Origin of the sequence: Aeromonas sp. 2MA4 (assembly GCF_029237305.1) — a bacterium.
Lineage (GTDB): Bacteria > Pseudomonadota > Gammaproteobacteria > Enterobacterales > Aeromonadaceae > Aeromonas > Aeromonas salmonicida.
Window position 1 is genome coordinate 1 of sequence record NZ_JAACFY010000002.1, and the last position, 12,866, is coordinate 12,866.

General features: G+C 59.5%; 12 protein-coding genes. 4 read left to right on the forward strand and 8 right to left on the reverse strand.

Translation table 11 applies throughout. The features are described from left to right. Positions 1-128: 128 nt before the first annotated feature. On the reverse strand, positions 129-716 hold the full coding sequence (locus tag GWQ31_RS02560; RefSeq protein ID WP_275908568.1) for a histidine phosphatase family protein: 588 nt from the start codon (positions 714-716) through the stop codon (positions 129-131). Between the two features lie 401 nt (positions 717-1,117). Between GWQ31_RS02560 and GWQ31_RS02565 the strand changes: the two genes are divergently transcribed. Further along, a complete protein-coding gene (locus GWQ31_RS02565) occupies positions 1,118-1,405 on the forward strand; it encodes a hypothetical protein (RefSeq protein ID WP_005309977.1) in 288 nt (95 codons plus the stop codon). A 119-nt stretch (positions 1,406-1,524) separates the two neighbouring features. On the opposite strand, the gene GWQ31_RS02570 is transcribed toward GWQ31_RS02565, so the two are convergent. Together GWQ31_RS02570 and speA are read right to left on the reverse strand one after the other, a co-directional pair. Beyond that, entirely contained in the window at positions 1,525-1,713 is a 189-nt protein-coding gene (locus GWQ31_RS02570; RefSeq protein ID WP_005309974.1) for a hypothetical protein, read from the reverse strand. A 286-nt stretch (positions 1,714-1,999) separates the two neighbouring features. Then, on the reverse strand, positions 2,000-3,901 hold the full coding sequence (gene speA / locus GWQ31_RS02575; protein ID WP_017411628.1) for a biosynthetic arginine decarboxylase: 1,902 nt from the start codon (positions 3,899-3,901) through the stop codon (positions 2,000-2,002). A gap of 1,079 nt (positions 3,902-4,980) precedes the next feature. On the opposite strand from speA, the gene pepT reads away from it, so the two are divergent. Then, positions 4,981-6,204, forward strand: coding sequence for a peptidase T (gene pepT, locus GWQ31_RS02580; RefSeq protein WP_275908569.1), 1,224 nt, complete (start codon positions 4,981-4,983; stop codon positions 6,202-6,204). A gap of 259 nt (positions 6,205-6,463) precedes the next feature. Further along, positions 6,464-8,230: a GNAT family N-acyltransferase gene (locus GWQ31_RS02585; RefSeq protein WP_275908570.1), complete on the forward strand. Its 1,767-nt coding sequence runs from the start codon at positions 6,464-6,466 to the stop codon at positions 8,228-8,230. A 107-nt stretch (positions 8,231-8,337) separates the two neighbouring features. On the opposite strand, the gene GWQ31_RS02590 is transcribed toward GWQ31_RS02585, so the two are convergent. From GWQ31_RS02590 to GWQ31_RS02605, 4 genes are all read right to left on the reverse strand, one after another. Beyond that, complete coding sequence (locus GWQ31_RS02590) at positions 8,338-8,649, reverse strand: SelT/SelW/SelH family protein (protein ID WP_005309953.1); 312 nt, start codon at positions 8,647-8,649, stop codon at positions 8,338-8,340. A gap of 91 nt (positions 8,650-8,740) precedes the next feature. Further along, complete coding sequence (locus tag GWQ31_RS02595; RefSeq protein WP_021137850.1) at positions 8,741-9,862, reverse strand: adenosylhomocysteinase; 1,122 nt, start codon at positions 9,860-9,862, stop codon at positions 8,741-8,743. A gap of 186 nt (positions 9,863-10,048) precedes the next feature. Then, positions 10,049-10,786: a hypothetical protein gene (locus tag GWQ31_RS02600; RefSeq protein ID WP_275908571.1), complete on the reverse strand. Its 738-nt coding sequence runs from the start codon at positions 10,784-10,786 to the stop codon at positions 10,049-10,051. Then, positions 10,786-11,346: a YceI family protein gene (locus GWQ31_RS02605; protein WP_058395707.1), complete on the reverse strand. Its 561-nt coding sequence runs from the start codon at positions 11,344-11,346 to the stop codon at positions 10,786-10,788. The genes GWQ31_RS02600 and GWQ31_RS02605 overlap by 1 nt, the downstream gene beginning before the upstream one ends. A 110-nt stretch (positions 11,347-11,456) precedes the next feature. Here GWQ31_RS02605 and GWQ31_RS02610 point away from each other — a divergent pair, with 110 nt between their 5' ends. Further along, complete coding sequence (locus tag GWQ31_RS02610) at positions 11,457-12,359, forward strand: LysR family transcriptional regulator (RefSeq protein ID WP_005309942.1); 903 nt, start codon at positions 11,457-11,459, stop codon at positions 12,357-12,359. A gap of 13 nt (positions 12,360-12,372) precedes the next feature. Here GWQ31_RS02610 and GWQ31_RS02615 read toward each other — a convergent pair whose 3' ends face one another. Beyond that, entirely contained in the window at positions 12,373-12,810 is a 438-nt protein-coding gene (locus tag GWQ31_RS02615) for a hypothetical protein (protein WP_275908572.1), read from the reverse strand. Between the last annotated feature and the right edge of the window lie 56 nt (positions 12,811-12,866).

Here is a 12,866-nt window from a genome sequence, read left to right on the forward strand (position 1 = left end):
TGTCGACCAAAGACGGTTAATCGGGCATTTTTATGGTTGTTCACTGGGGCACCTCGGATGATTGGTTTGGTTGGCGCCTCCAGTTTTCCGGGAATGCCCCGAGTGAACAACCTACAGAGAGATCACAGTTAGCACTCAATCCGCTCGATCTGGCCGCCGCTGAGTTTGAAGAAAGCATCCTGCGGCAGGTCTTGTGACCAGGTGGTGGTGTAGTCGATGTCGGCATAGGCACCGCGCAGCATGGCGCCAAACAACCCGTGGGAAACCAAGATAGCACGATCGGCAATGCCCTCATCCTGCAGCCACTGTTGGGCCCGGCGCTGTATGCATTGAAAATCTTCACCACCAGGCGCCTGCAGATACCAGTCCGGCTGGCTGATATCAAGCTCGGGGTGAGCTGCCACCAGATCCGATACCCGGCAGCCCTCCCACTCCCCCATGTTCAACTCCACCAGTCGCTCATCCCAGACGATGCGCTCACTATCGAGCCCCAGCTGCTGGCACACCAACAGCGCCGTCTCCCGAGCTCGGCCAAGGGGGCTGGCGTAGAGAGTCCAGCGTGCGGGTTCGTCCAGCACATCGCGCAGACGAGCCCCCATGGCGGTGGCCTGCGCCTCCCCCTTGTCAGTCAGGTCGGAGTTGCAGCGCCCCTGTAACCGCTGCTCGGCGTTATAGCGGGTCTGGCCGTGACGAAGCAGATAGAGGGTTCGAGACATGGTTTCTCCAGCAAGTTCAATTAGATAAGTGGCATGAAAGGCCATGATGATAACAGATGTGCCGTACGGACACAGATACAAACGGGACAAGACGAGCAGGACCCAGGCTTCAATCGCCCGGGGCAATCCCCCAAGCTATGCGCGCTGAAACAGGGCGGCCATGAAAACCTGACCAGAGTGGGCCTGATTTTCACTGTCAGAAGGATGAGATCACTTCATTTTTTTCTTGGCGAAAAAAGTCGCATATTTTCGTTGTGCTGTGCTTTGGGTCAGGGTAATCTCGAGCAAAATATAAGACTCGAACGTTACTTTTTATGGTCACTTTGTCATAGCGCCCAAGGGGACAGTTCGACGAGAAGAAGGTCACATCATTTATCACCCGTTCAGGCGAGGAATCGCACATGGCTAGATACCAGTTTTTCTCCATTCCGGCATCCAACCGGCAGCAGTACACCTTTATCGACATGGCCTCCCCCACCTTTCTGACCGAGAAAGAGGCGCTGCTGGCGCAGGGATTCGAGGTGCAGGAAGACTTTATCGATGCCGCGAGTCGCAGTGAGGCCGTCGAGAAATACAAATCCAACTTCCTCTACGTGGCGGACGAGATGGGCAAATCAGACAGTGGCTACGCTGCGGCGATCGCCTTGATGGACGTCGGCAAGGGGTTGTTGGGCGGCAAAACGCGCTGACAAGACTCGTTGACAGAAGTCGCCAGCAGGCATCGTTAGCAGAAAACCAGCAAGAGACGATAAGTGGCCATCGCGGCAAGGTGTCCGATGGCCATGTGACGAGCAGCAGACAACCTGCGTCAGAAGCGGGCCAGTTGCTGGAGCATCTCGATCAGCTCCTCTTCGCTGCGGGGCTCGTGGGTCAGCTCCAGACTCGGGGCCGCACCTCCCATCAGCATGTAGACATGTGTGCTGCAGTGGTCATAGTGATACCACTTACCGTCGATACAAAGGTCGGTATAGCATCTCGGGTCCCTTTCCAGTTCCATAATCACATCCTTTTGTTACATACCACCCACATCACTCCTGACCGTAAAATAACCCGCCCACCACAGGTTTGATGCAGATCAAGGGAAGAGGCTGGCTGAGGCGGATATCTGCCGGATCCGGGCCCTGAGCCGCGCACTACCGCCATCCACCACTCATGAAGATGGCTGTCCGCCTCCCTGCTCTTGTGAAGGGGATGAGATGCCATCAACAAAAACGGCGCCCGAAGGCGCCGTTTTTTCATTCCCGTCTTTTTGTTTCCACCGACGGGGCGAACAAGCCAGAGGCTTATTCGTCTTCCAGATAGGCGTAGCCTTGCAGACCCAGCTCCAGCTCATCGAGCAGGGCTTTGCGGGTCGCGTCATCCAGCGCCGGGTGGGAGACGATACGCTGGTAGTTCTCGCGAATGACGGAGGGGTCGATGTTGACGTAACGCAGCAGCTGGTCGACGGTATCGCCGCGCACCACATTGCGAATGTCCATCTTGCCCTCTTCATCGAGACACACTTCCGCGCAGTGGGTGTCACCGAACAGGTTGTGCAGATCCCCCAGGATCTCCTGATAGGCACCAACCAGGAAGAAACCGACGTAGCACACTTCGTTCTCTTCATACTGCGGCATCGGCAGCGTGCTCTCGACCCCCAGACCGTCGACGTAGTGTTCAACCTGACCATCGGAGTCACAGGTGATATCCATCAGGATGCCACGACGACTGAGCGGACGATCGAGCCCGGTCAGCGGCATCACGGGGAACACCTGACCGATACCCCAGGCATCCGGCAGGGACTGGAACAGGGAGAAGTTAGCAAAGCACTTGTCGGCCAGTTTCTCGGAGAGCTCGTCGGCCAGGGCCCGGTGGTTGCGGTTGACCGGGTTGAGCATCTCTTTCAGTGCCAGACAGGTGTTCTGGTGCAGCATCTCGGCCCAGGCGCGCTGCTCCAGATTGAGCAAGCCCATGGTGTACTGGGTGTTTACATCGCCCAGATCAGCCACTGAGTCATGGAAGATCTCCAGCAAAGAGGGATCTTCACCACGCAGGTCCAGCCACCCTTGCCACATGTTCTGCAAGAGGGTCGGCGCATCCTCATCCGGCGCGCTGATGTCGCTCATCTCCACCCCTTCGGCACCAATCAGATTGGTGACCAGCACGGCGTGGTGAGCGGTCAGGGCACGGCCAGACTCGCTGATGATGGTCGGGTGAGGCAGATCAAACTCGCGGCACACATCGCCGATGCCCCACACCACGTTGTTGGCGTACTCGGACAGGCTGTAGTTGGCGGAGCAATGGCTCTGAGAGCGAGTGCCCTCATAGTCCACACCCAGGCCACCGCCGACGTCGACCACGTCGATGGGCACACCCAGACGACGCAACTCGGAATAGAAGCGACCGCACTCGCGGATACCGCCCTGAATGTCACGGATGTTGGCGATCTGGGAGCCCAGATGGAAGTGCAGCAGTTGCAGGCAATCCAGCTTGTCCAGGCTGCGCAGACGCTCGACCAGCGCCAGGATCTGGGAGGCGGAGAGACCAAATTTGGACATGGAGCCGCCGCTCGATTCCCACATGCCGGAGCCGGTGGACGCGAGCTTGGCACGCACCCCGATATTGGGCTTGATGTTGAGGCGAGCTGACTCGTCCAGCACCATTTCCAGTTCGGAGGGTTTTTCCACCACTATGTAGACCTTGTGGCCCATCAGGTTGCCGAGCAGGGCGTGGCGGATATATTCGCGGTCTTTGTAACCGTTGCAGACGATCACCGAGCCTTGCTCATGGTGATGGGAGAGCACGGCCAGCAGCTCCGGTTTGGAACCCGCTTCCAGGCCAAGCCGTGGCTTGTCGCTGTAAGACTGGCTGATGGTCTCGATGACTCGACTCTGCTGGTTTACCTTGATCGGGTAAACACAGAGGTAATCCCCTTCATAGCCTGACTTCTCGATGGCCTGACCAAAAGCGTTGAACAGTGCATCGACCCGACTCTTGAGGATGTCGGGGAAACGCAGCAACACGGGAGTGGTCAAACCGGACTGGCGCAACTGTTCGATGGCATCAGAGATGACAATGTGTGCATCAGGGCGCGATTTGTCGGGAGCGACGGTCACATGACCGGCGTCATTGATGTTGAAAAAACCCGCACCCCAGTAGGGAACGTTGTAGACCTTCAAGGAGTCCTTGCTGGACCAGTTAGTCATGGGCTATGCCTCGCAAATGAGCGACCAGTGGCCGCCTTCGTTACCCTCAATCACATCCAGACCATCGATTGCAAGTTGCGGCAAGCCAAGGCTGCCTGGTGGGATCTGAACAGCAACGAGTCATGAAAGCGCGACGGATGACCGCCTTCGTTTCACCACTTGTTACCTTCCATCACATCCAGCTATTGCACATCGCGGCAAGCCAAAGGCTGCCTGGTGGATCTTGGGAAGTAACGAGTCTTGATGTGGGGCTGGTGGCTTTACATCAAGCTCAACGGTATGCGGTGCCACCTTAATGGGGCGCCGCGGTACTTTGATGACAGACAGCATCAGCCACGCCGTCAGTTCATCATTCGGCACCATCACAACGACAAGGGAGGTTTCAAGGAAGAGAAGCGAAGGCGTCAGCACGCAAGCGTGTTGATAGACGACAACAACCACAGCCTACCCAACACCAGTGACCGCCCATGACAAGGGAAGATGATGAGCCGCTGGCTCACTCGGTCAGATGGTTAATGAGTGTCCGTTGTTCTCCCTGATACCGGAGCCTAACCGGTATTAAAGAAACCATACCCCAGCAGTGTCTGTCGTTTCTGCGTGCCTCGCCCTATAGGCGTATGATCTTTCAGGTTTCTGGTGGCGTCTGCCTGCTTCAGAGTTACCCTTGGATCGGCGCGGAGTGTACACACTTACCGCCAGCGGTGACAATAAAAAATAGTGTTCAAAAACTGCTTTTAATAAGGTGATCAAATCTTGCTGCCAGGCAGGCTGGCTCTGGGATGGCGCAGAATATTCCCCTGCGGTTGCCCCCCATGAAAAGCCTGCTGTCGGGGCATGGCAGGCTGCATGCCTTGTCAGGGGGCAGTTCAGGGGATTTCCTGTCGTTATGGCGATGACTGCGTATCAATAAAAACGCTATTTTTATGCATGAAAAATGGCAACAAACTGCCCCCTCCGACTCAATACCTCCCTGGCCGCTGCGTCAGAAAATGGGGAAAACCTGCGCTGACGCAATAAGACACGCAACCTGATTGGCCAAAATGGCCCTTCATTACCGGTTTGAAGTGTGAGGCTTGCCAATGGATACCCTGCTTGAGCGTTTTCTGCGTTACGTGACTTTTCATACCCGCTCCGATGCGACCAATCCCGCCTGTCCCAGCAGCGAGGGGCAGCTGATCTTTGCCCGGGCCCTGCGAGATGAAATGGAGCAGATGGGACTGACCCGGGTCACCCTGGATGAGCACGGCTACCTGACTGCCTGCCTGCCGGGCAACCAGCCGGATGCCCCTGCCATCGGCCTCATCGCCCACATGGACACAGCCGATTACGCCGCCGAGCAGGTGGTGCCCCAGATCATCGAAAGCTATCAGGGAGGCGATATTTGCCTTGGCAAGGGGGACGAGGTACTGGCCATTCGCCAATACCGCTGCCTGAAAAACTACCTGGGGCAGGATCTCATCACCACCGACGGTTCTACCCTGCTGGGGGCCGATGACAAGGCAGGGATCGCCGAGATCCTCACCGCCATCGACTATCTGCTGGCCCACCCCGACATCCCCCGCGGCGATCTCTGGGTCGGTCTCACCCCGGATGAAGAGATAGGCCGTGGCGCCGATCTGTTCCCCCTGGACAGATTCCCGGCCAAATGGGCTTATACCGTTGATGGTGGCGAGCTGGGGGAGCTCGAATACGAGAACTTCAACGCCGCCAGCGCCACTGTGCGCATCACGGGCAACAATGTTCACCCCGGCACCGCCAAGGGCAACATGATCAACAGCCAGACCCTGGCCGCCCGCTTTCATGCCGCCATGCCCCCCGAGCAGACTCCGGAGTGTACTGACGGTTACGAGGGCTTCTTCCACCTGGCCCAGATGAACGGCACTGTGGAGGAGAGCACCCTGCACTACCTCATCCGCGACTTTGATGATGACGCCTTCGCCGCCCGCAAGGCCCAGCTCAAGGAGCGGGTCGCCTCCCTGCAGCTGGATGCCCCCAAGGCCCGCATCGAGCTCACCCTGACCGACAGCTATCGCAACATGCGCAGCCAGATAGAGCCGCACATGCACATCGTCGAGCTGGCCAGGGTCGCCATGCTGGCGGCCGACGTGGTGCCCAAGATCAAACCCATCCGTGGCGGCACCGATGGGGCCCGCCTCTCCTTTATGGGGCTGCCCTGCCCCAACCTCTTCACCGGCGGTCACAACTTCCACGGCAAGCACGAGTTCATCCCGCTGCAATCCATGGAAAAAGCGGTCGCCACCCTGGTGGCGCTGGTACGGCTGACCTCCGCCTGGCGAGGATAACCCGGGTTCGTGCGGGGCGAGACAATGGGCTCGCCCCGCCATCACACGGTCATTTCGCGGCCAGCAAAGAGAGGGAACGAGGGTAACAGGCAGCCACTGCCACAAAATTGTTATCCTGCCCACACCAAGAAAAGGGGGAACAGGAAATGCGAGCACCGGGGTAACAAGCAGCCACTGCCACAAATTTGTCATACCGCCGACACACAGCGGGAACAGAGGCGGCACATGCTGGGGCAAAGGATCACCGGAGCCCAGCCCCATGTTCAGCGTCGATACCCTGCTAAGACAGCACCTCCCCCATCTCTCGAACAACCCAGTGCTGCGCCCCCTGCTTGGCCAGGGCCTGCGCTGGTTGCTGCACGAGAAGGCCTTCCAGCACTTTGCCAGCAGCTACCCCCATCTGCGCGGCCTCGACTTTGTCGAGCAGGCGCTGCAACAGATCGACTTTGACTACAAGGTGAGCGAGGCGGAGCTGGAGCACATACCCAGCAGCGGCCGGGTCATCATAGTGGCCAACCATCCCATAGGGTCGCTGGACGGGCTGGCCCTGCTGCGCCTGCTCGGTCGCATCCGGCCGGATGTGAAGATAGTCGCCAACCAGCTGCTGGCACAACTCACGGCGCTGCGCCCGCTGCTGCTGCCGGTCGACAACCTGAATGGCAAGACGGACAGGCGCGCCATTCTGGCCATGGGCGAGCATCTGGCCAGCGAGGGGGCCCTGGTGATCTTCCCCGCCGGCGAAGTGTCGCGACTCGGCATCAAGGGGGTGAAGGATGGCCCCTGGCAAGGGGGCTTTATCAAGCTGGCCCAACGCACCCGCACCCCGCTGGTGCCCATTCACGTCGGCGGGCGCAATGGCCTGGGATTTTATTTCGGCGCCTGGCTCAACAACGCCTGGGCAGGGCTCTTGCTGGTCAAGCAACTGTTTCGCCAGCAAGGGGGGCGCATCCCCGTCACCATAGGGGCACGCATTCCCGTCGACAGCTTTCGCGACCTCCCCGCCAAGACGGCGGCGCAACTGGTGCGCAGCCACCTCTATCGCATCGGGAGAGGTAAAAAGGGCAAGCTGGCGACCGAGGCCCCCATTGCCCAGCCGGAGGAGCGCCGTCAGCTCAAGCAGGCCATAGAGGCGTGTGAAGCCCTCGGCCACACCCCCGATGGTCAGGGGATCTACCTCTACCGGCGCCATGAACTGAGCCATTCGGTGATACTGCGCGAGCTCGGCCGTCTGCGGGAGATCGCCTTTCGCGCCGTGGGGGAAGGCTCGGGCAAACGGCGGGACCTCGATGGCTTCGACGATGACTATCACCACCTGATCCTGTGGGATCCGGCCAGGCTCGAGATCATAGGCGCCTATCGCTTCGCCCCTGTGGCCGAGCTGATGGCGAGCAAGGGGCTGGATGGCCTCTACAGCCACACCCTGTTCGGCTTTGAAGCCAGGCTGCTGCCAAGACTTGAGCTGGCCATAGAGCTGGGCCGCAGCTTTATTCAGCCTGCCTACTGGGGCAAACGGGGGCTGGACTACCTCTGGTTCGGCATCGGCGCCTATCTGGCCCGCTATCCCCACTACCGCTACCTGTTCGGACCCGTCTCACTCTCCGGCAGCCTGCCGCCAGCGGCCAAGGATCTGCTGGTGAGCTTCTATCGCCAGCACTTTGCTCCCGAGCTGACGCTGGCCCCCTCCCGTCGCCCCTATCCCGAGACGCTGCCGCTATTTGAGGGGCAGGATTACGGGACGGATCTCAAGGCGCTCAAGGCCAGGCTCGACAACCTGGGTTGTGCCATCCCCACCCTCTACAAGCAGTATTCCGAGCTGTGCGAACCGGGGGGCGTGCAGTTTATGGATTTTGGTATCGACCCCGATTTCAACCACTGCATCGATGGCCTGGTGTGGGTGGACGTGAGCCGCATCAAACCCCACAAGCGGGCCCGCTATATCGGCAGCCAGCAGATTGGCGACCAGCCCGACGGCCCCCATCAGGATGAACAAGACAGGACACCCGCTGCCACAGCGGCGCGCGCCTGAGCATACGCCACAGACAGTGACGGGCAGACAACAAACAGGGAGGCCGCCGCCTCCCTGTTTGTATCCGAATCGCTCATATCCACATTGTTATATTCGATCCCCGGCTATCACTCACCGGCGGGTTTGCGATCCGAGTGACCCAGATCCCGCTGCGGGGCAATAATGTCGCGCACCCGCTGCTTGATCTCTTTCGCCTCGGGAAAACCCTCGTCGGCTACCCTGTCCCACACCAGCACGCCATTCACCAGAATGCGAAATTCCCCCTTGCTGGCAGGCACCAGCGCCACCTCGCCAAGATCGCTGTCAAATGTGGATAGCAGCTCCTGGGCTAGCCAGGCAGCGCGCAGCATCCAGCGACAGAGGGTGCAGTAACGAATTTCGATACGGGGCTTGCTGATGGGGCTCTGTACGTCGGTCATTGAATCACTCCATAAAAATCGGCCAGCGGATGATAAACCAATAACAGCCCGCCATGCCTTGCTCAAAAAGCAGATGCACGACCTGCCTCGCTTATTGGCTGACCCCGTGAAAATCGGCCAACCAGTGGCGGGCTATGGTGCGCATGGTCGATTGCGGCAGATCGAACAGGCCGGGGGCCATGGATTGCTGCGCCAGTTGGCGCACCCCTTCGATGATCTCCGCCAGCACCAGATAGACATATTCGCCGATGACGGCGCCATGGACGAAGTTGACCGCCTCCCCCCGATTGAGCAAAAAAATCTGGCTGCCATCCGGGCGCGTCAGCGCCAGTACATGGGGGCACACCTCCTGGCTTGGCCAGGGCAACTGGGAGAGACAAAATGCAAACTCGTCATCCGCCGAGGTGACCGACGCCAGCATGGTGCCGGGGCGCAATCGCTGCAAATCGGCCAGGTCCAGCGAGCCGTTGCCGGTGGAGCAGATCACCAGCTCGGCCCGGCTGAGGGCCTCTTCTTTTCCCACCAGCTTGAAGCCGTGGGAGAGCGCCTCCACCTGGCGCAGCACATCTGTTTCCACCAGCTCCAGGTGCAAATTGCGGCACCTGAGCTCGCGGGCAATGCTGCGCCCCACCTTGCCATAGCCAAACAGGGCAGCCTGGCAGACGTTGAAGGTACGGTTGAGGGTACGGACCAGAGACTCGGCGGAATAGACAACGCTCAGGCCAATCTGGATATCCTCGGCCTGCTTGAGGGGGCTGCGCGCCACCGAAATGACAGGGGTGGCCAGCACCTCCTGCTCGTAGCGCTGATGACCATTTTCGGTCATCTCCACCACACCGAGAAAACGGGGACCGAAATACTCGCTCAGGGTCGCCTGGGTCTTGGCAAAGTAGCCACCTATATCCAGTATGATGAGCCGCTCGTGGGGGGCGACCAAGGGGGCGATATGATCGATCACCCCCTGCGGCGCATTGGTCCACTGCCGGTTCAATGGCAGCACGGGATAGTGCTGCTGGGCCCAGGTCAGAGTCGGTCCGTGTACTGACTTGGGTTTGGGCAAGATGGCGCCGATCCGCCCGATTTGCGCGAGGGCCTGGATAAACTGGGGGCGATCGGGAAGCAGATGGGTAACCAGCAGGATGCAGAGACCGTCGAGACGTCCCTGCTCGGTGAAATGGCGAAAAAACAGATGCTCAGATCCTTGACTGCGCAACTGTGGCCTCCTTAGCGCGCCGCAAACATGCAGGCAAACAAAACCCGGCATGACCGGGTTCTGTGTGTGTCCAGATAATTGAAAATCCTTTTTATCTGAAACCACCAAGTGGCTCAATCTTTATCTGTACAGACTATGACGAGGTCGGCAACTTTAGCGTTAATAGCCTGTTTTTTATGCTAAAAATCAGTAAAGAGAGGCCTCGGGCCACACCTTCCACAGACTCAACCCCGTGCCCGCACCCGCCAGCAGGATCAGCACAAGCCAGCGCTGTAGCCAAGGTTTGTTGCGCAGGGTCCACTCCAGCAGGGGCAGCAGCCAGACCGGCAGCAAGACAGTGAGTGGTACTTCCACATACTGCCAGGCAAGCATCTGCATAAAAGCGAGCGCCAGGGCCAGGGCCGCAGGGGTGGCGGTCACACCCGCAAACACAGCGATCAGGGCACGGAAACCGGCAAAGGCAGCGAGCGCCCCGGCCAGCTGGGCAATCAGCAGGCTGCCATCGATACCGATCACCAGCGCCAACCAGATAAAGCCAAGGGCAAAGCCCAGCCCTTCCCGGCTGTCACCACGCAGATCAGTACAGCCAACCCAGACGATGGCAGGCAGCAGCGCCAGCCAGATCCGCGGTTCACTGGTCAGCACAGAGGCGAGCCCCTGCCACCACACCAGGGCACCGAGCCCCGCGAACAGCAACAACGCGGCCCGCTTGTCTGCCAGTTGCGCAGCAATCGCTGGCACCAGCAAGGCCAGTGGCAGCCACTGCCACGCCTTGACCGGCACGCCATAGACGCCACCCAGCAAGCAGCCCACCAGCCAGAGCGCCAGGGCCCCCCACAGATACCCGAGTCGTGGCCAGCGCCATGACAGCAAAGCGGCCCCCAAAGGGGCCGCCAGGGTTTGTAACAAGAGTGCTGCGCCCATTACTTGCGCACACCTTCGACGAACAGATTGATGCTCATCTCGTCCGGGATACCCGGCAACATGTAGTTCACGCCAAAGTCGCTGCGCTTGATGGTGGTAGACGCATTGAAGCCGCTGCGATAGCCGCCCCAGGGATCCTTGCCTTCACCAATCTTGACCAGGTCAAACGCCACTTCCTTGGCAACGCCGTGCAGGGTCAGGGTACCTTTCAATACGCCCTTCTCCTTGGTCCCTTCATACGCTGTGCTGACGAAGGTCATCTTGGGGTACTGCTTGACGTCCAGAAAATCGGGGCTGCGCAGGTGTTTGTCGCGGGCTTCATGGTTGGAGTCCACGCTGGCGGCATCGATCTCGAAGCTCGCCTTGGCCGCTGCCGGGTTGGCATCGTCCATGCTAAAGGTGCCGCTGAAGGTGTTGAAACGGCCTACCAGCTCGGAGAAGCCGAGGTGCCCCACCTTGAACTGGACTGTGGTGTGAGCCGCATCGACGTCGTAATCGGCCGCCATCAGGGGAGCCGCCATAAACAGGCAGGAGGCCAGCAGGGCCTGAGTCATTTTCATCCGTTCGTTCCTTCATATTGGGGGTTCACAACAACAACCAAGATGCTAACCTCCATATCGGAATAGATAATCAGCGATTTATTAAAATAATTATCAACTGAGAGTGAAAGATGGACCAGATAGCCGCCATGCGCACCTTCATCAAGGTGGTGGAATGTCAGAGTTTTACCAAGGCCGCCAACCAGCTCGGCATCTCGGTCGCCATGACCTCCAAGCTGATGCAGCAACTGGAGGAGTCCCTCTCCACACGCTTGCTGTCGCGCACCACCCGTCAGGTCAACCCCACTGAGGCGGGACAGTTCTACTACCAGCGCTCCCAGGCTCTGCTGGCAGAGCTGGAAGAGACCCACAGCCAGCTCACCCGCAACAACCAGCAGCCCCAGGGCACCCTCAAGCTGTCGGTGCCGATGGACTTTGGCTACCTGCATCTCTCCCCTGCCCTGCCGCTGTTTCGTGAACGCTTCCCGGATCTGAAACTGGAAATAGAGTACAGCGACCGGCGGGTGGCTCTGGTGGAAGAGGGGTTCGATCTGGCGCTGCGCATCGGCAACCTGCCGGACTCCTCTCTGGTCGCCAAGCCGCTGGCCATGATGAAGCTGGAGGTGTGTGCCAGCCCCACCTATCTGGCCCGCAGGGGCACCCCGAACAGCCCCGAGGATCTCAAGCAGCACGACTGCCTCATCTATACCCTGACCCAGCCTGACTGGGTCTTCAAGCAGGGAGGAGAACAGCTGAGCGTGCGCCCGCAGGGGCCGCTTCGCGCCAACAATGGCGTAGCCCTGACCCGGGCCGCCTGCGATCATCAGGGCATTATCTTGCAGCCCACCTTCATCGTCGGGGATGCGCTGCGTTCGGGGGAGCTGGTCCCCTTGCTGCCGGAGTGGGAGAAGGGGCAGGTGGGGCTCTATGCCCTCTACCCCCATCGCAGATTCGTCTCCGGCAAGGTGCGCTGCTTTATCGAGTTCGTGCAGGAGCGCTACCTGGCGCCTCACTACTGGGATCGCAAAGCGTGAGCCTATGCCGGATTTATGATGCAGAGGAGTCGGACTGTGGGGATGCGGGTGCGGCGGGCAACGGCAGCTCGGCCACCAGCAGTTGATCGGTCTGCGTTATTTGCCAGCGCGGCAGACGGCGCTGCAAGGTGGCGACTTGTTCCTCGCCGAGGGCATAGGGCAGCGTGATGTGCAGGCAGTGGCAATCGAGCATGCCGGCCAGCTGCAATATCAGAATGAGGTTGGCCTCATCCGTCTTGTGCTTGTTGATGCGCTTGCCAATCTCATGGCGAAAGTGGGTCTCGGGATCCTGGGTCATCGCTTGCCAGCCATAGCCAAACAGCGGCATGAAGGCGCTGATCACGCCAAGGGCGGTGAGCGGCCGCTTGGGAGGATGGTAGAGCGCATTGAGATCCAGCAGTATGGGGGTTAGATGCAGCTCACGACTGCCGGACAAAATGTTATTACTCATTGGATAACCCTGTTGATTCCACTAGACTGCGCCGCATATTTGACCTGACATGCCAA